Below are 16,854 nucleotides of genomic sequence, written 5' to 3' on the forward strand. Positions count from 1 at the left end.
TCTTGCGCGCGTATTCTGCGCAATTGAAATGTCTGCCTCGGGACAGTGTGCCATCCTGCGGCATCTCGCCTTAAGTCTTCATTCACCATTCCCGGCGATGCTGTTCAGGTATTCTTGCCGGGATGAGTGATTATGGGACGCGACTGGAACTTTGCCGCGAGGGCCGGAAGGCTTGTGACGGGCGCTTGTATTGTGCTGCCGATGGCCGGTGCGGCCGTCGCGGAGGAGCCCTTCATGCGCGTCTACATGGATCATGCGCGCGTCCTCCGCTTGGATCGGCCGGTCAGCAAGGTGATCGTTGGCAATGCCAAGGTGGCTGATGCGACGGTGGCCGATGCCAAGACGATCGTGCTGACGGGCCGCAGCTTCGGCACCACCAACATTGTTCTGCTCGACGCCGATGGCAACGCAATTGTCGATGAACGGATTCTGGTATCGATCGATGAAGGCAACACCGTGCGCGTTTTCCGTCAGACGGAGCGGTCCGTACTTTCCTGCACACCCAATTGCGAAGAGCATGCCAGCAGCGATCAGACGGGCGGCTGACGGGGTGTGCCGCTTCGGTTGGCCAGAAGCGGGAAACCGTTCAATTCCTCGCATGCGTACACACGAAAAATAAAGGATCGGCGGTCTAGTCTCTTCCCATCCAGCATATGGGAATGGATCGCGATGATGCTCGATCATACGACAGACACTCGATGGCGGTCGATGAAAGACCTGTTCCGTCGCTTCCTCGTTCGGCGCGACGGTGCGACGGCGATCGAATTCGCGGTGCTCAGTTTGCCGTTCTTCCTGATCGTCATTGCCTCTATCGAGACGTTCATTGCTTTCTCGGCCGAGCAACTCCTCGCCAATGCCACGGAGACGATGGCCCGCAAGATCCGCACCGGCGAAATTACCTACAAGCTCGGCAAGGCCGGCACGGATAAGACGCCGGCTCAGTTTCGCAAACTTTTTTGCGACGAGATCGCGCTACTGATGACCTGCTCGGCCAACGAACTAGAGACGCCGGACAAGCTCTATATCGACGTGCGCACCTTCGCGAAGTTCACGGATATCCCGAAAACGATCCCATATAGCGGTACGGATCTGAACATCAACGATTTCAAGTTCGCACCCGGCGGCAGCAAGTCGATCAACATCGTCAGAGCCTATTATCGATGGGATATCGTCACGGACCTCGTTCGTCCCTTTCTCTCGAACATCAGGTCAGCGGACGGCTCGCGGCAGAACTATCTGATGGTCGCGAGCGTCGTGATCCAGAACGAGGCTTACTAGAGATGGGAAGTCTGGTCTTGTGTAGGGATGTCATCCGCAACGAAAAGCCGGTCAAGGGGGGCGTGATATGTCAATTGCGCCGCCTGATCACGGATCGCCGCGGGGTCGGCGCCATCGAGTTTGCGATCGCCGCTCCGCTGCTGATCATGTTCTATGTCTGCGCTTTCGAGATTTCCGTTGCCGTGACCGTTTCGCGCAAGGTCAACCGCGCTTCTGCGACGGTGTCCGACCTTCTCACGCAGAACCAGAGCACGAACAAGGCGACGCTCGATACGATGAAGACGGTCACGAAGACCGTGATCGCACCCTTCTCTGAGGACGGTTATTCGCTGAAGATTACCGGCATTGCTGTTGCTGCGGATGGTAAGGCGACGGTTGCCTGGTCCCGGGACCAGAATGCACAGCAGCCCTATGCAACCGGCCTGGTCGTGACGCTGCCTTCGACGCTGGAGGCCAAGAGCACTTTCATCGTGCGCACGGAACTGACCGTGCCTTACAAATTGCTCTCGATGATGCCCAGCCTTGCCTCTTCCTTCAATCAGATCAATCTTTCCAAGACGAGCTATTTCCGCCAGCGTAGCGGCGAAAAGATTACATGCGCCGACTGCTGACGACGGATCATCGCGCGATTTTTTCTTGAACCCCTCTTGCCGCCCGTGCCATGTCTTCCGGTTCATTCCCGTCGCTCCGAGAGGGAATGCGGACAGACGGCAGGTGATAGATGGCGCGAGCCTTTCTCTTCGTTCTCGACAGTTTTGGCATCGGTGGTGGACCGGATGCGGCGGCCTTCGGCGATCTCGGTGCGGATACGCTCGGCCATATCGCGGAATTCTGCGCGGCCGGCGTTGCCGACAGGCCGGGCCTGAGGCAGGGCCCGCTGAAGCTGCCCAACATGTCGGCGCTCGGCCTGCTGCATGCCGCCCGCGCGGCGACCGGCCGTTTTCCCGAGGGCATGGACGTGCCGCCGCGCGTCTTCGGCTATCACGGAGCGGCGAGCGAGGTCTCGAACGGCAAGGACACGCCGTCGGGCCATTGGGAGATCGCCGGCACGCCCGTCTCCTTCGACTGGGGCTATTTCCCGTCGGAAGGCGACGCCTTCGAACCCGAGTTGGTGGAAGCGATCTGCGCCGCCGGCAAGGTGCCCGGCATTCTCGGCAATTGCCACGCTTCCGGCACGGATATCATCGCCCGGCACGGACAGGAGCACAGACGCAGCGGCAAGCCGATCTGCTACACCTCCTCCGACAGCGTCTTCCAGATCGCCGCGCATGAAGGCACGTTCGGCCTCGACTGCCTGCTTTCCTTCTGCGAGACCGTGCGAAAAATCCTCGATGAGCGCCCGGGCGGGCGCATCGGCCGCGTGATCGCGCGGCCTTTCATCGGCGAGACGCCCGAGACCTTCGAGCGCACCGGTAACCGGCGCGACTATTCCGTGCTGCCGCCGGAACCGACCTTGCTCGACCGGCTGACGGAGGCTGGCCGCACGGTGCATGCCGTCGGCAAGATCGGCGATATCTTCGCGCATCAGGGTATCGGCACGCTCACCAAGGCGAACGGCAATATGGCGCTGTTCGACGCGACGCTTAGCGTCATGGATGAGGCCAAGGACGGCGATCTCGTCTTCACCAATTTCGTCGATTTCGACATGCTCTACGGCCACCGCCGCGATGTCGCTGGCTATGCCGCGGCGCTCGAAGCCTTCGACCGGCGCCTGCCGGAGGTGGACCGCAAGCTGAAGCCGGGCGATATCGTCATCCTCACCGCCGACCACGGTTGCGATCCGACCTGGCGCGGCACGGACCACACGCGCGAGCGCGTGCCGATCCTGAGCTTCGGGCCGGGCCTGCGCTCGCGCCTCATCGAAACCCGCACGACCTTCGCCGATATCGGCGAAACCGTTGCTCGCCATCTCGGCATCGCGCCCGGCCCGCACGGAAGGAGCTTCTTGTGACGAAGACCATTCCCAAGGCTGAGCTGCACTGCCATATCGAAGGCGCGACCTCGCCGGCGCTCGCTGTCGCCCAGGCGAAACGCTACGGCATCGACACGTCCTCCTTCATTAAGGACGGCCAATATTCCTGGCAGGATTTCACCAGCTTCGTGCAGAGCTACGACGCGACCGCCAATCTCTTCCGCACGGAGGAGGATTATGCGCTGCTCGCCGAGACCTATCTGACCGAGATCGCCGAGGCCGGCGCCATCTACAGCGAGCTGATCGCCTCGCCCGACCAGGGCGATGCCGTGGGCATCGGCGCGGATGCCTATATGCGCGGGCTTGCCGAGGGCGCCGAGCGCGCCAAGGCAAAGACCGGCATCGAGACGCGCCTGTTGGTTGTCGGTATCCGCCATTTCGGCCCCGAGCGGGTGGTGAAGGCGGCGGAATATGCCGCGCGCCGGCCGCATCCGCTGATCACGGGCTTCAATCTTGCGGGCGAGGAGCGCATGCATCGCGTCGCCGATTTCACCCGCGCCTTCGACATTGCGCGCGATGCCGGCCTCGGCATCACCATTCATGCCGGCGAACTCTCCGGCGCCTTCAGCGTGCGCGATGCGCTCGATCATGTCAGGCCGTCGCGCATCAGCCACGGCGTGCGCGCCATCGAGGATGCCGATCTCGTGAAACGTCTGGCGGATGAGGGCACGGTGCTGGAAGTCTGCCCCGGTTCGAATGTGGCATTGAGCGTTTTCAAGGATTTCGAGAGCCATCCGTTGCGCGCGCTCCACGCGGCCGGCGTGCGCGTCACGCTCAATTCCGATGATCCGCCGTTCTTCCATACCTCGCTTGCCCGTGAATACGAGGTTGCCTCGACCGTGATGGGCTTCAGCGACGCCGACATCCTCGGCATGACGCGCACCGCCATCGAGGCGGCTTTCGTCGACGAGCCGACGCGGCAGAAACTGCTGGCCAAGCTCTGAGACACAAGCCGACTGTGGGGATGTTGCCCGCGGCCGGCTGTCTTCTCTTGCAGGTCCCGGCCGTTCCGTGGAAGAAGTACGCACTTACTTACTTTCGGAAGGTTGGCCATGGACGGCGTTACAGTCATCAATCACCCGCTCGTGCAGCACAAGCTGACCATCATGCGCAAGGAGGAGACGTCCACCGGCAGTTTCCGCCGCCTGCTGCGTGAAATCTCCACGCTGCTTTGCTACGAAGTCACGCGCGATCTTGAGCTGACGACCGCGCGCATCAAGACGCCGCTCGAGGAGATCGACGCGCCTGTTCTCGAAGGCAAGAAGCTGGTTTTCGCCTCGATCCTGCGCGCCGGCAACGGCCTGCTCGAAGGCATGCTGGAGCTGGTGCCGTCCGCCCGCGTCTCGCATATCGGCGTTTACCGCGATCACGAGACGCTGGAGGCCGTCGAATACTTCTTCAAGGCGCCCGACAGCATTGACGAACGCCTCGTCATCGTCGTCGATCCGATGCTGGCGACCGGCAATTCGGCGATCGCCGCGATCGACACGCTGAAGAGCCGCGGCGCGACGAACATCCGCTTCCTCTGCCTGCTGGCCGCCCCTGAGGGCATCAAGAGTTTCCGCGCGCATCATCCGGACGTGCCGGTCTATACGGCCTCCATTGATCGCCAGCTCAACGAGAAGGGCTATATCGTGCCCGGCCTCGGCGATGCCGGCGACCGCATGTACGGCACGAAGTGAGCCGTTAACCGGCTGTTCACCAAGCGAAGCGAAGATCGTGGAGAGGGGCTCCGTCGAGCGCCCCTTTTGCCGTCCGTTAGCCGGAGGCGTGTTATTTCGGGACAAATCCTTCCGGAGATTTGTCCATGTTCGTTCGCAGCCTCGTTTTTCTCGTCGGCTCCGTTGTCGTTGCCGCCACCGTCGTGCCCGGTGTTGCGACCCGCTATCTCGAGGGAACGAACAGCAAGACGCCGGAAGCGACGGTCGAAAAGGCTTCCGTGCCGGCGGGCCAGGATGCCGCGCGCTACACGGGCAATCGCAGCGCCGTGATCGACGCCGATGCCAATGGCCATTTCACAGGCCTGTTCTCCATCAATGGCCGCAAGGAAGAGGGCCTCGTCGATACGGGCGCCAGCATGATCGCGCTCAATGTCACGACCGCTCAGCGGCTCGGCATCGACAAGGCCAGCCTCAATTTCCGCTATGCCGTGGATACGGCCAACGGCCGGGCGCGCGCGGCCTATGTCAAGCTCGACAAGGTCGAGATCGGGCCGATCAAGGTCGAGAATGTCGGCGCCATGGTGATGGACGACAAGGCCCTGTCGGGCACGCTGATCGGCATGAGCTTTTTGAAGGGCCTCGCCTCCTACAAGGTCGAGGACGGCCGCCTGCATCTCACGCGCTGATGCGCGTCAGGATATCCGGCGACAAGGCTGGAGCCTCCGGCGCAATTGCGTAGAGCGCCGCAAGCCGCTCCGTCGCCCGTGCTGCATCGTCCGCATGGGCGGCATGCACGCGGCCGATCTCGTCACCCTTTTCCACCTTGCTACCAAGCGGTAGAAGTCGGTCGAAGCCGACGCGATGGTCGATTGCATCGTCCTGCCGACTGCGCCCGCCGCCAAGCTCGATGACGGCAAGGCCGACGCCGCGCGTATCGCAGGCGCTGAGATACCCGGCCTGCGCGGCTATGACCGAGCGAATGACCGGTGCCGGCTGGAGATAGGTTCCCGATCTCTCGACAATATCGGCGGGGCCGCCGAGCGCGTGCACCATGCGGCCGAAAACCTCGGCAGCCGCACCGCTGGAAAGGGCCTGTGCCGCCTGCATTTCGGCAGCCGGTTTGTTTGGTTCCAAACCCGACACCACCAGCATCTCGGCTGCGAAAGAGAGCACGACGCGTTCCAGCCGCGAGCCGGCCTTTTCGCCCTTCAGGAAGGCGATGCAATTGGCGATCTCGACGGCATTGCCGGCGGCGTCGGCCAGCGGCTGGTTCATGTCGGTGATGAGGGCGGAGGTTGTCACCCCCGCACCGTTCGCCACCTCGACCAGCGAGCGGGCAAGCGTCTCGGCCTCCGCCGCATCCGTCATGAAGGCGCCGTTGCCGACCTTCACATCCAGCACGAGGGATTGCAGACCGGCGGCGAGTTTCTTGGAGAGAATGGAGGCGGTGATCAGCGGCACGGAATCGACCGTCGCCGTCACGTCGCGGATCGCATAGATGCGCTTGTCGGCGGGGGCGAGTGCGGTGGTCTGGCCGATGATCGCGCAGCCGACATCCTTCACCGTGCGGCGGAAGAGTTCGGCCGAGGGCATGATCGTATAGCCGGGGATGGATTCCAGCTTGTCCAGCGTGCCGCCGGTATGGCCGAGGCCACGCCCCGAGATCATCGGCACGGCAAGGCCGCAGGCCGCCGCGACCGGCGCCAGCATCAGCGAGACATTGTCACCCACGCCGCCGGTCGAATGTTTATCGGCGATCGGCCGGTCGATATCCGACCAGTCGAGCACATCGCCGGAATCGCGCATGGCAAGCGTCAGCGCCACCGTCTCGTCGCGCGCCATGCCATTGAACCAGATAGCCATGGCAAGGGCCGCCACCTGGCCTTCGGAGACGCTGCCATCCGTCACGCCGGCGATGAAGCGGGCGATCTCCTCACGGGTGAGGGGCTCGCCGCTGCGCTTGCGGAGGATCGTCTCCTGCGGCAGCATTGGTCAGTAGCTCGCGGGCGCAGACGGCGCGGCCTGGCCGCCGAGCACGGAGAGGATATCGCCGAGCAGGCCCGAGGCGCCGAAGCGGAAGGTTTTGGGCGTAGCCCGGCCCTCGCCGAGGATCTTGGCGGCGAGCGCGAGATAGTCGGCGGCATCGCCCACCGTGCGCACCCCGCCGGCCGGCTTGAAGCCGACAGGCTTGCCGCTGGCCTTGATGGCATTCAGCATGATCTCGGCGGCCGGCAGCGTGGCGTTGACGGAAACCTTGCCGGTCGAGGTCTTGATGAAATCCGTGCCGGCGGCAATCGCAAGGTCTGCGGCCTCGCGGATCAGTGCGGGGTCCTTGAGTTCGCCGGTTTCAAGAATGGTCTTGAGACGGACGGGCGGCGCGCAGGCAGCCTTGACGGCTTCGACCATCTCCGTCACGGCGCCTTCGTCGCCGGCGATGAAATCGCGGTAGGGAATGACGAGGTCGATCTCATCGGCGCCGTCGGCGATCGCCTGTTTCGTTTCGGCAATCACTTCGGCAACCGTCAGGTCGCCGGCGGGGAAGTTGACGACGGTCGCGATCTTCACCGCATGGCCCTTGCCGAGGATGCTGCGGGCCTGCGCGACGAATCGCGGCCAGATGCAGATGGCGGCGGTCGTGCCGAAGGGCGTCTGGGCCTGCGCGCAGAGCTTTTCGATGGCCGCGGCGTCGCACGTGTCGGTGAGGTCGGTCAGGTCGAGCAGCGAGAGCGCCTTCTGCGCGGTGTCCTTAAGCATGGTCGTTGCCTCCGCCCGCGATCATTTCGGCGAGGATGGCGGCAAGCCGCTTTCCGCCGATCGGGGCCATGTCCTTGGTTTCATGATGGCTGAGTTCGCCGCCCGTCATGCCGGCGCCGAAATTGGTGATGACGGAGGCGGCCGCGACCTTCAGGCCGAGATGGCGGGCGATCAGCACTTCCGGCACGGTCGACATGCCCACGGCATCCGCGCCGAAGACCCGCGCCATGCGGATTTCCGCCGGCGTCTCGAAGCTCGGGCCGGAGAACCACATATAGACGCCCGACGACAGCGGGATCTCGAGTTTCTGGGCAGCCGCTTCCATGCGTGCGGCAAGCTCCGCATCATAGGCATTGGTCATGCCGACGAAGCGGTCGTCGCTGTCCAGCCCGATCAGCGGATTGGTGCCGGAAAAATTGATGTGGTCGGAAATGCGCATCACCGAGCCGGGCGGCATGTCCTCGCGCAGGGAGCCAGCCGAGTTGGTGAGGATCAGCGATGTCACGCCAAGCCCCTTCAGCACCTCGATCGGCGCGCGCATCGCGTTCGCATCGCCGCTCTCATAGTAGTGCACGCGGCCGGACAGCATGATGACGGGCACCGCGCCGAGATAGCCGATGACGAGTTCGCCGGCATGGCCCGAGACAGAGCTGACCGGAAAGCTTGGCAGATCGGCATAGGGAATACGCAGCGGGTTCTGCACGGCCTCCACAAGGGAGCCCAGGCCGGAGCCGAGCACGATGCCGTAGCGCGGCAGCACACCGGCGAGGCGGGAGATCAGGAAGTCCGTGGTCTGAACGCTCATCCGAGGATATCCGTCGCGAAGCTGTGCGGCAGAAGTTCGTCCATGGTCATGGTCTTCTTCACGCCGGTCTCGTCGCACAGATAGATCGGCGTCTTGGCGGTGGCAAATTCGGCGATCTTCTGCCGGCAGCCGCCGCAGGGCGGGCAGAGCGGCAGCTTTTCGGCGATGACAGCCATTTCGACGATCTTCTTGTTGCCGGCCATGATCATGTGGCTGATCGCGGTCGGTTCGGCGCACCAGCCCTGCGGAAAGGACAGGTTTTCGATATTGGCGCCGGCATAGATTTTTCCGTCCTCGGCGCGGATCGCCGCGCCGACAGGGAATTTGGAGTAGGGCGCATGCGCAAAGGCCATCGCCGCGCGCGCCGCCTCGAAGAGATCGTGGGACATCGTTTATCGCTCCTTGACGTAGGGCACGCCGCCGGCCTTCGGCGGAATGGCCTTACCGATGAAGCCTGCTAGCAGGATCACGGTGAGGATATAGGGCAGGGCCTGCATCAGCTGGACCGGCACTTTGCCGATCAGCGGGAAGGCAAAGCCCTGGTAGCGGATGGCGAAGGCATCGAGGAAACCGAAGAGCAGGCAGGCGAAGAGAATGTTCTTCGGCCGCCATTTGGCGAAGATGAGGGCGGCGAGCGCGATATAGCCCTTTCCCGCCGTCATGCCCTTGGTGAAACCGGCGCCGGCTGAAAGCGAGAGATAGGCGCCCGCGATGCCGCAGAGAATGCCGCAGCAGATGACGGCGCGGTAGCGCAGCCAGATCACCGAGATGCCGGCGGTATCGACCGCGCCCGGATTTTCACCGACGGCGCGAAGGCGCAGGCCGAAGCGCGTGCGGTAGAGGATCCACCAGCTCGCCGGCACCATCAGGAAGGCGAGATAGGTCAGCGGCGAATGACCCGACAGCAGGCCGGAATAGATTGGACCGAGGATCGGCACGTCGCGCAGGGCATCGGCAAAGGGCAAATGGATCGTGCCGAAGCGGCCGTCTTCCGACAGAGCCGGCGTGCGGCCGCCCTGCTTGAACCAGGCTTCGCCGAGAATGACGGTGGAGCCGGCGACCACGAAGTTGATGGCGACGCCCGAGACGATCTGGCTGCCGCGCTGGGTGATCGAGGCATAGCCATGCACCAGCGATAGCAGCACGGAGACGACGATCGCGGCCAGCAGGCCCATATAGACCGACTGGGTGATGTAGGCGACGCAGCCGGCGGCGAAGGCAGCGCCCAGCATCTTGCCCTCGAGACCGATGTCGAAGACGCCGGCCCGTTCGGTGAAAAGGCCGGCAAGGGCGGCGAGGATCAGCGGGGTCGAGACGCGGACGGTCGATTGCGCGAGTTCGATGAAGACCTGAAAGAAATCCATGGATCAGGCTCCCTTGGTGGCGGCAACGTCGCGCGCCTTCGGCGAAAGACCGATGACGAGACGGGTGATGGCGGGGCGGAACATGTGTTCGAGCGCGCCGGCAAAGAGGATCACCAGACCCTGGATGATGACGATCATGTCGCGCGAGATGGAGGGCATCTCGAAGGAGATTTCCGCGCCGCCCTGATAGAGCATGCCGAACAGCAGTGCGGCGGGAATGATGCCGGCCGGATGCGAGCGGCCCATCAGCGCCACGGCGATGCCGACGAAGCCTGCGCCCTGCACGAATTCCAGCTGCATGCGGAACTGCTCGCCCATGATCGGGTTCAGCGCCATCATGCCGGCGAGACCGCCCGAGATCATCATGGTGATGACGATGATCTTGGCTTCCTTGATGCCGGCATAGCGTGCGGCGGCGGGGCTGTGGCCCATCGTGCGCATCTCGTAGCCGAGCTTGGTGCGCCAGATCAGCACCCAGACGCCGAAAGCGGCGACGAGCGCCAGCAGGAAGGAGATGTTGAAGGGTGCATTGCCGACGGAAAGGCCGAAGATCGACATGAGCCAGTCGAGCTTGGGCAGCTGGCCGCCGGCATCAAAGGTGCGGGTTTCCAGCGACATCGAGCCGAGCGGCTTGAACACCTTGTTGAGCAGGTAGTTCATCAGGCTGGCGGCAATGAAGTTGAACATGATCGTCGTGATGACGATATGGCTGCCGCGCTTGGCCTGCAGCCAGCCGGGGATCATCGCCCAGAGCGCGCCGAAGAAGGCAGCGCCGACAATGGCGATCGGGAAGACGAGATACCAGGGTAGCGTCCGATCGAGCGCCAGGCAGGCGAGCGCCACGCCTATGCCGCCGACATAGGCCTGGCCCTCGCCGCCGATGTTGAAAAGGCCGGCATGGAAGGCGACGGCCACCGCAAGGCCGGTGAAGATGAAGGTCGTCGTGTAGTAGAGCGTGAAGCCGATATATTCGCCCCGGCCGAAGGCGCCGTTGATCATGTGATAGGCGGCTTCCAACGGGCTTTCGCCGACGATCAGCACGACGAGGCCGGAAATCAGGAAGGCGACGGCGAGGTTGACCAGCGGGATCAGGCCATATTCGGCCCAGGCCGGCAGTTTTGCATAGGGAACACTCATTCCGCGGCCTCCTTCGGGCCTTCCACACCGGCCATCAGCAGACCAAGTTCACCTTCGGTGGCGTCCGGGGCGCGCTCGCCGACGACGCGGCCGGCAAACATCACGAGAATACGGTCGGAGAGCGCCCTGATCTCGTCGAGTTCGACGGAAACGAGCAGCACCGCCTTGCCCTGGTCGCGCATCTCGATGATGCGCCGGTGGATGAATTCGATGGCGCCGACATCGACGCCGCGCGTCGGCTGGCCGATGATCAGCACGTCGGGATTGCGTTCCATCTCGCGCGCCAGGACGATCTTCTGCTGGTTGCCGCCGGAGAAATTGGCGGTCTTCAGCCGCGGGTTCGGCGGGCGGATGTCGTAGGCCGCGATCTTCTCCTCGGCCTCGGCCCTGATGGCGTCGATGTCGAGGGTGAAACCCTTCCGGTATTTCGGATCGTCGTGATAGCCGAGGATGGCGTTCTCGCTCTCCTCGAATTTCAGGACCAGGCCGACATGGTGGCGGTCTTCGGGCACATGGGCGAGGCCGCATTTGCGCAGCTCCGCCGGGTCGGCATTGCCGGTCACATCGACGGGGCGGCCATTGAGCAGCACCATGCCGGACTTGGCGCGGCGGATACCGGAAATCGCTTCGAGCAGCTCCGACTGGCCATTACCGGCGACACCGGCAATGCCGACGATCTCGCCGGCCCTGAGGTCAAAGGACACGTCGTCCACCATGGTCACGCCGCGGCTGTCGCGCACCGTGAGGTTCTTGACCGAAAGCTTGACGTCGGCGGGCTTGGCTTCGCCCTTTTCGACGCGTAGCAATACCCGGCGGCCGACCATCAGCTCGGCCAGTTCCTCGACGGAGGTTTCGCTCGTCGTGCGCGTCGCCACCATCTCGCCGCGGCGCATGACGGAGACCTCGTCGGTGATCGCCATGATCTCGCGCAGCTTGTGGGTGATAAGCAGAACGGTTTTGCCCTGGTCCTTCAGCTGGCCGAGAATGCGGAACAGGTGATCGGCCTCAGCCGGTGTCAACACGCCCGTCGGCTCGTCGAGAATGAGGATATCGGCCTTGCGATAGAGCGCCTTCAGGATTTCGACGCGCTGCTGGATACCGACGGGCAGTTCCTCGATCACGGCGTCCGGATCGACTTCCAGCGCATATTCCTTTTCGAGCCGCTTCAGCTCGGCGCGCGCCTTAGTGATGCCGGCGTTCAGAATCTGGCTTTCCTCTGCGCCGAGCATGATGTTCTCAAGCACGGTAAAATTTTCGACCAGCATAAAGTGCTGGTGCACCATGCCGATGCCGGCGGCGATCGCCGCATTGGGATCGCGGATATTGACCTTTTGCCCGTTGATCAGGATGTCGCCGTGGTCGGCCTGGTAGAAGCCGTAGAGGATCGACATGAGGGTAGATTTGCCGGCGCCGTTTTCGCCGATGATACCGTGAATGGTGCCTTTGCGGACCTTCAGGTTGATGTTCCGGTTGGCGTGGACGAGGCCGAAGCTCTTGTCGATGCCCTTCAGTTCGATTGCCAGTTCGCTCATGACGATCCACTCTTACGGGGATTTAGGGCCAGCGGGCCGTTTTTCGGCCTGCCGGGTCGTAGTCTTGTTGCTTCCGCAGCACTTGTCCAGCCCGATTGCGGGCCGGGAGCTCCGCCGCTATAGGTCGGGCCTGCCGCACGAAGCGACGAGGACAGCCATGACCGATCTGCCTGAAGAGACCGACGCCGAGCGCATTGCCCGCCTGGAAGAGCATGTCGCCCATCAGGCCGTTACGATCGAGGAACTCTCCGACCAGCTCGCCGAGCAGTGGCGTGTGGTCGAGCAGGTCCGGACGAAGCTCGACCGGCTGAGGGAGCGGTTTCTGATGCTGGAAGAAGGGTCTCGCGAAGCCCCGGCCATCACCCGCCCGCCGCATTACTGAGCCAACAGCGCCGCAGCGGATCGTTCGACAAAGGGGAAAGCCCGAAAACGGAATCGGCCCGTCTGCTTTCCAAGCAAACGGGCCGTCGATGCCGCTTAGTAAGGGCAGGTCTCGTCCGTCATATAGTCGTGGACCTTTACCGTGCCGGCGATGATGTCGGCGCGCGCCTTGTCGATGGCGGCCTTCATTTCCGGGGTGATCAGCGGTGCGTTGTTGTCGTCCATGGCGACGTCGACGCCGTTTTCCTTCAGGCCGAGCACGTTGATGCCGGGCTTGAATGCATCGTCCTTGGCGGTCATGAACGCGTCGTACACGGCGACATCGACGCGCTTGACCATCGAGGTCAGCACCTTGCCCGGGTGCAGGCCGTTCTGGTTGGAATCGACGCCGATGCCGAGCTTGCCGGCGTCGGCCGCAGCCTGGAGAACGCCGACACCCGTGCCGCCGGCAGCGTGATAGACCACGTCCGAGCCCTGGTCGAACTGCGACTTCGCGATTTCACCCCCCTTGACCGGGTCGTTCCAGGCGTCCGGCGTCGTGCCCGTATAGGCTTCGAGCACCTTGTAGTCGGCGCCGAGCGACTTCACGCCGCCGATGTAGCCGCAGGCGAACTTGTGGATGAGCGGGATGTCCATGCCGCCGACGAAGGAGACGGTCTTCGACTTGGACGCCATGCCGGCGAGAATGCCCGCGAGCCAGCCGCCTTCCTCTTCCTTGAAGACGACCGAGCGAACGTTCGGCTTGTCGACGACCATGTCGATGATGGCGAACTTGGTGTCGGGATATTCGGCGGCGACCTTCTCGAGCTGCGCTGCCCAGGAGAAGCCGGCCATCACGATCGGGTTGTTGCCGTCGCCGGCGAAGCGGCGCAGGGCCTGTTCGCGCTGGGCGTCGTTGGCGATTTCGAATTCGCGGTACTCGATGCCGGTCTCGGTCTTGAACTTTTCCGCGCCGTTATAGGCTGCTTCGTTGAACGACTTATCGAACTTGCCGCCGAGGTCATAGATGATCGCCGGCTTGATATCGGCGGCAAAAGCCGTCGCCGACATGGCGGCCGTGGCAAGAAGGGTGAGAAGGGTTTTTTTCATTGTGCAGCCCTGTTCGCTATTGATCTTATAGGGACCTTCCGCGCGGCGCTGGATGGGCGCGCGGCGGAGCCACCGACCCGTTCCCTTGGGTCAGGCTGGCGGCATCCTTGCACGGCGCCGGGAAAAATTCACCAGAAATTTTTCAGATGGTAAAAAATACAAGCCGCCGCCAACAGGAAGATAAAACCCTGTTCGCGACGGCGCGGATTTCCCCGAATTTTCAAGCCTCTTCAGCCGATGGCGCAGGCCACGCCCGTGCCGCGCAGGCCGCAATAGCCGCCGGGATTCTTGGCGAGATACTGCTGGTGCACGTCCTCGGCGAAGTAGAACGGCCCGGCCTTGGCGATCTCCGTCGTGATGCGGTCGGTGCGCCCGGCAGCGGAGAGGGCGGCCTGATAGGCGTCGCGCACCCGCCGCGCCGTCGCAAGGTCGCCCTCGTCGTCGAGATAGACCGCCGAGCGGTAGGTCGTGCCGATGTCGTTGCCCTGGCGCATGCCCTGTGTCGGATCATGCGCCTCGAAGAAGGCCTTCAACAGCGCTTCGAGCGTCACCGTGGCGGGATCGTAGACGACGAGCACCACTTCGGTATGGCCGGTCAGGCCCGTCGTCGTCTCGTGATAGGTTGGGTTGGGCGTGAAGCCGCCGGAATAGCCGGCCGCCGTCACGAAGACACCCGGAATTTTCCACAGGAGCCGCTCGGCGCCCCAGAAGCAGCCCATGCCGAGCAGCACAGTCTTGAAACCTTGCGGATAGGGGCCTTTCAGCGGATTGCCGTTGACGAAATGGGTTTCCGAGGTCGGGATCGGCTGGTCACGGCCGGGAAGGGCGGCGTCCGGCGCGGGCATGACGGTCTTCTTGTTGAACATATCGATCAGGAACATGGATGGCCTCCTGGCCGGTTAAAGCAATTCCAGCAAAAGTGTGAAGCGGTTTTGCGTCCGGAATTGCGCGGGGATAAGTTTTGTCAGGCGGTGAAGCGGCCCGCGATGGGCGGGCGCCGGTAGGCGATCACCCAGAAAAACAAGGATACGGCGAGCAGCACGGCAAAGGCCGGTTGCGACAGCACCCAGAGCGCTGCCGGATCCCATGCATAGGGGAACTTGCGCATGATGCCGTCGGCGACGAGCGCGATCGTATCCGGGCTTGCCGTGCTCCATGCGACGGCGAGCGGGGTCAGCACCGGCTCGGAGGCAGAGACCGACTGGATGGCATCGATCGTGCCGGCCATGACCGCGACGACGAGGGCAAAGAGACTGATGGCCTTCAGGACAAACCGTATCATGCGCACCCTCCCGGTGCCCCTGGGAGCCGAATTCCGCTCCGCTTCATTGCTGCCTATAGATAGGAAGACGGGCGGCCTTGCGCAATCCTTCGCCGCGATGCGGCATATCCTTCAAAAAACTGTCAGAAAGCGGTTGATTGCGCGCCAAACCTCGGTATATATCGCGCCGTCTCGCCGGAATGGAAACAGGAAAGCGACCCGCGCCGGACCAACCATCGGCAGCGAGCGGACGGACAGGTGGCCGAGTGGTTGAAGGCGCACGCCTGGAACGCGTGTATAGGGGAAACTCTATCGAGGGTTCGAATCCCTCTCTGTCCGCCATTCTTTTGTAACCCTCCTCCTGTAATCTTTGCTGAATTGACGCCGGACGTGGCTCTTGCCGTGCCCGCAGCATTTGTTTCAATGGCTTTGCCGACGGGATTTTCATGGTTGCGATTGCGGTTGCCGGTATCGGCTATGTCGGGCTTTCCAATGCGGTGCTGCTTGCCCAGCACAATGATGTCATCGCCTATGACATTTCCGCGGAACGGGTCGAGAAGGTCAATCAGCGCTTTTCGCCCATCGTCGATGCCGAGATCGAGGACTATCTTGCGACGAAATCGCTCCGGCTGAAGGCGACGACCGACAAGGCTGAGGCTTTTTCCAACGCCGATTTCATCCTGGTCGCGACGCCGACCAACTACGATCCGCAATACAATTACTTTGACACGAAGAGCGTCGAGGCAGTCATAGACGAGGCTCGTGCGATCAATCCGCATGCCACGATCGTCATCAAGTCCACCGTACCTGTCGGCTATACCCAGGCGCTGCGCGACGAGCGCGGTGACGCGCGCATCGTCTTCTCGCCGGAATTCCTGCGCGAGGGCAAGGCGCTGCATGACAACCTGTACCCGTCGCGCATCGTCATGGGGGCGGATACGCCGGAGGCGCGGCTCTTTGCGAGTTTGCTGCAGCAGGGTGCGGTGAAGGACGACGTGCCACTGCTCTTCACCGGGTCGGGCGAGGCGGAGGCGATCAAGCTGTTCGCCAATACCTATCTCGCCATGCGCGTCGCCTATTTCAACGAACTCGATTCCTACGCGATGACGCATGGCATCGACACGCGCCAGATCATCGAAGGCGTCGGGCTCGATCCGCGCATCGGCAAACACTACAATAACCCGTCCTTCGGTTATGGCGGCTATTGCCTGCCCAAGGACACCAAGCAGCTTCTGTCCAATTTCTCCGAAGTGCCGCAGAACCTCATCCGGGCCATCGTCGATGCCAACACGACGCGTAAGGATTTTCTGGCGCTCGACATCGTCGCGCGGAATCCTGACGTGGTTGGCATCTACCGGCTTGCAATGAAGAAGGATTCGGACAATTTCCGCGAATCCTCCATTCAGGGCATTATGAAGCGCATCAAGGCCAAGGGCATTCCGGTCATCATCTACGAACCGGATTTCGAGGACGACACGTTCTTCCGTTCCGAGATCGTACGCGATCTCGACGAGTTCAAGCGCCGCGCCGACCTCATCGTCGCCAATCGCCTTTCCGCTGAGCTCGATGACGTGAGGGACAAGGTTTACACGCGCGACGTTTTCGAGCGGGACTGAGGCG

Annotated in this window: 19 protein-coding genes and 1 tRNA gene; 10 read left to right on the forward strand and 10 right to left on the reverse strand. The window is 62.9% G+C overall.

Annotated features, from left to right (window positions below):
- Nucleotides 1–201: 201 nt before the first annotated feature.
- From D0Y60_RS04795 to D0Y60_RS04825, 7 genes are all read left to right on the forward strand, one after another.
- Nucleotides 202–546 (forward strand): pilus assembly protein N-terminal domain-containing protein, encoded by a 345-nt coding sequence (locus D0Y60_RS04795; protein ID WP_117367360.1) that lies wholly within the window; start codon nt 202–204, stop codon nt 544–546.
- Between the two features lie 162 nt (nt 547–708).
- On the forward strand, nt 709–1,278 hold the full coding sequence (locus D0Y60_RS04800; protein WP_245409093.1) for a TadE/TadG family type IV pilus assembly protein: 570 nt from the start codon (nt 709–711) through the stop codon (nt 1,276–1,278).
- A gap of 2 nt (nt 1,279–1,280) precedes the next feature.
- The gene (locus D0Y60_RS04805; RefSeq protein ID WP_117367364.1) at nt 1,281–1,889 is read left to right on the forward strand and encodes a TadE/TadG family type IV pilus assembly protein; all 609 of its coding nucleotides are present in this window, start codon (nt 1,281–1,283) and stop codon (nt 1,887–1,889) included.
- Nucleotides 1,890–1,999: 110 nt separating this feature from the next.
- Nucleotides 2,000–3,229 carry a phosphopentomutase gene (locus tag D0Y60_RS04810; RefSeq protein WP_117367366.1) on the forward strand — a complete coding sequence of 410 codons (1,230 nt, stop codon included), beginning with the start codon at nt 2,000–2,002 and terminating at the stop codon, nt 3,227–3,229.
- A complete protein-coding gene (locus tag D0Y60_RS04815) occupies nt 3,226–4,194 on the forward strand; it encodes an adenosine deaminase (protein ID WP_117367368.1) in 969 nt (322 codons plus the stop codon). Before D0Y60_RS04810 ends, D0Y60_RS04815 begins: the two co-directional genes overlap by 4 nt.
- A 108-nt stretch (nt 4,195–4,302) precedes the next feature.
- Complete coding sequence (gene upp / locus D0Y60_RS04820) at nt 4,303–4,932, forward strand: uracil phosphoribosyltransferase (RefSeq protein ID WP_117367370.1); 630 nt, start codon at nt 4,303–4,305, stop codon at nt 4,930–4,932.
- A 125-nt stretch (nt 4,933–5,057) separates the two neighbouring features.
- Nucleotides 5,058–5,597 carry a TIGR02281 family clan AA aspartic protease gene (locus tag D0Y60_RS04825; protein WP_117367373.1) on the forward strand — a complete coding sequence of 180 codons (540 nt, stop codon included), beginning with the start codon at nt 5,058–5,060 and terminating at the stop codon, nt 5,595–5,597.
- On the opposite strand, the gene deoA is transcribed toward D0Y60_RS04825, so the two are convergent.
- From deoA to D0Y60_RS04860, 7 genes are read right to left on the reverse strand one after another with little or no spacing between them, the layout of a single operon-like run.
- The gene (gene deoA / locus D0Y60_RS04830) at nt 5,587–6,900 is read right to left on the reverse strand and encodes a thymidine phosphorylase (protein ID WP_117367375.1); all 1,314 of its coding nucleotides are present in this window, start codon (nt 6,898–6,900) and stop codon (nt 5,587–5,589) included. The two genes, D0Y60_RS04825 and deoA, sit on opposite strands and share 11 nt — an antisense overlap.
- 3 nt (nt 6,901–6,903) lie before the next feature.
- Nucleotides 6,904–7,665 carry a deoxyribose-phosphate aldolase gene (deoC, locus tag D0Y60_RS04835; protein WP_117367377.1) on the reverse strand — a complete coding sequence of 254 codons (762 nt, stop codon included), beginning with the start codon at nt 7,663–7,665 and terminating at the stop codon, nt 6,904–6,906.
- On the reverse strand, nt 7,658–8,470 hold the full coding sequence (locus tag D0Y60_RS04840) for a purine-nucleoside phosphorylase (protein WP_117367379.1): 813 nt from the start codon (nt 8,468–8,470) through the stop codon (nt 7,658–7,660). Before D0Y60_RS04840 ends, deoC begins: the two co-directional genes overlap by 8 nt.
- Nucleotides 8,467–8,859 carry a cytidine deaminase gene (locus D0Y60_RS04845; RefSeq protein ID WP_117367381.1) on the reverse strand — a complete coding sequence of 131 codons (393 nt, stop codon included), beginning with the start codon at nt 8,857–8,859 and terminating at the stop codon, nt 8,467–8,469. Before D0Y60_RS04845 ends, D0Y60_RS04840 begins: the two co-directional genes overlap by 4 nt.
- Nucleotides 8,860–8,862: 3 nt before the next feature.
- Nucleotides 8,863–9,834: an ABC transporter permease gene (locus D0Y60_RS04850; protein WP_117367383.1), complete on the reverse strand. Its 972-nt coding sequence runs from the start codon at nt 9,832–9,834 to the stop codon at nt 8,863–8,865.
- A gap of 3 nt (nt 9,835–9,837) precedes the next feature.
- Nucleotides 9,838–10,971: an ABC transporter permease gene (locus D0Y60_RS04855; RefSeq protein WP_117367385.1), complete on the reverse strand. Its 1,134-nt coding sequence runs from the start codon at nt 10,969–10,971 to the stop codon at nt 9,838–9,840.
- Nucleotides 10,968–12,503 (reverse strand): ABC transporter ATP-binding protein, encoded by a 1,536-nt coding sequence (locus D0Y60_RS04860; protein WP_117367387.1) that lies wholly within the window; start codon nt 12,501–12,503, stop codon nt 10,968–10,970. The genes D0Y60_RS04855 and D0Y60_RS04860 overlap by 4 nt, the downstream gene beginning before the upstream one ends.
- Nucleotides 12,504–12,669: 166 nt before the next feature.
- Between D0Y60_RS04860 and D0Y60_RS04865 the strand changes: the two genes are divergently transcribed.
- Entirely contained in the window at nt 12,670–12,885 is a 216-nt protein-coding gene (locus D0Y60_RS04865; RefSeq protein ID WP_117368372.1) for a SlyX family protein, read from the forward strand.
- A 95-nt stretch (nt 12,886–12,980) separates the two neighbouring features.
- On the opposite strand, the gene D0Y60_RS04870 is transcribed toward D0Y60_RS04865, so the two are convergent.
- From D0Y60_RS04870 to D0Y60_RS04880, 3 genes are all read right to left on the reverse strand, one after another.
- Nucleotides 12,981–13,973, reverse strand: a complete 993-nt coding sequence (locus D0Y60_RS04870) for a BMP family ABC transporter substrate-binding protein (protein ID WP_117367389.1) — start codon at nt 13,971–13,973, stop codon at nt 12,981–12,983.
- Nucleotides 13,974–14,203: 230 nt separating this feature from the next.
- On the reverse strand, nt 14,204–14,854 hold the full coding sequence (msrA, locus tag D0Y60_RS04875) for a peptide-methionine (S)-S-oxide reductase MsrA (protein ID WP_117367391.1): 651 nt from the start codon (nt 14,852–14,854) through the stop codon (nt 14,204–14,206).
- Between the two features lie 83 nt (nt 14,855–14,937).
- A complete protein-coding gene (locus tag D0Y60_RS04880; RefSeq protein WP_245409094.1) occupies nt 14,938–15,255 on the reverse strand; it encodes a hypothetical protein in 318 nt (105 codons plus the stop codon).
- 231 nt (nt 15,256–15,486) lie between these two features.
- Here D0Y60_RS04880 and D0Y60_RS04885 point away from each other — a divergent pair.
- Nucleotides 15,487–15,576 (forward strand) — tRNA-Ser (locus tag D0Y60_RS04885).
- A 104-nt stretch (nt 15,577–15,680) separates the two neighbouring features.
- Nucleotides 15,681–16,850, forward strand: coding sequence for a nucleotide sugar dehydrogenase (locus D0Y60_RS04890; RefSeq protein WP_117367393.1), 1,170 nt, complete (start codon nt 15,681–15,683; stop codon nt 16,848–16,850).
- Nucleotides 16,851–16,854: the final 4 nt, after the last annotated feature.

Origin of the sequence: Shinella sp. WSJ-2 (genome assembly GCF_003432075.1) — a bacterium.
Taxonomy (GTDB): Bacteria; Pseudomonadota; Alphaproteobacteria; order Rhizobiales; family Rhizobiaceae; genus Shinella.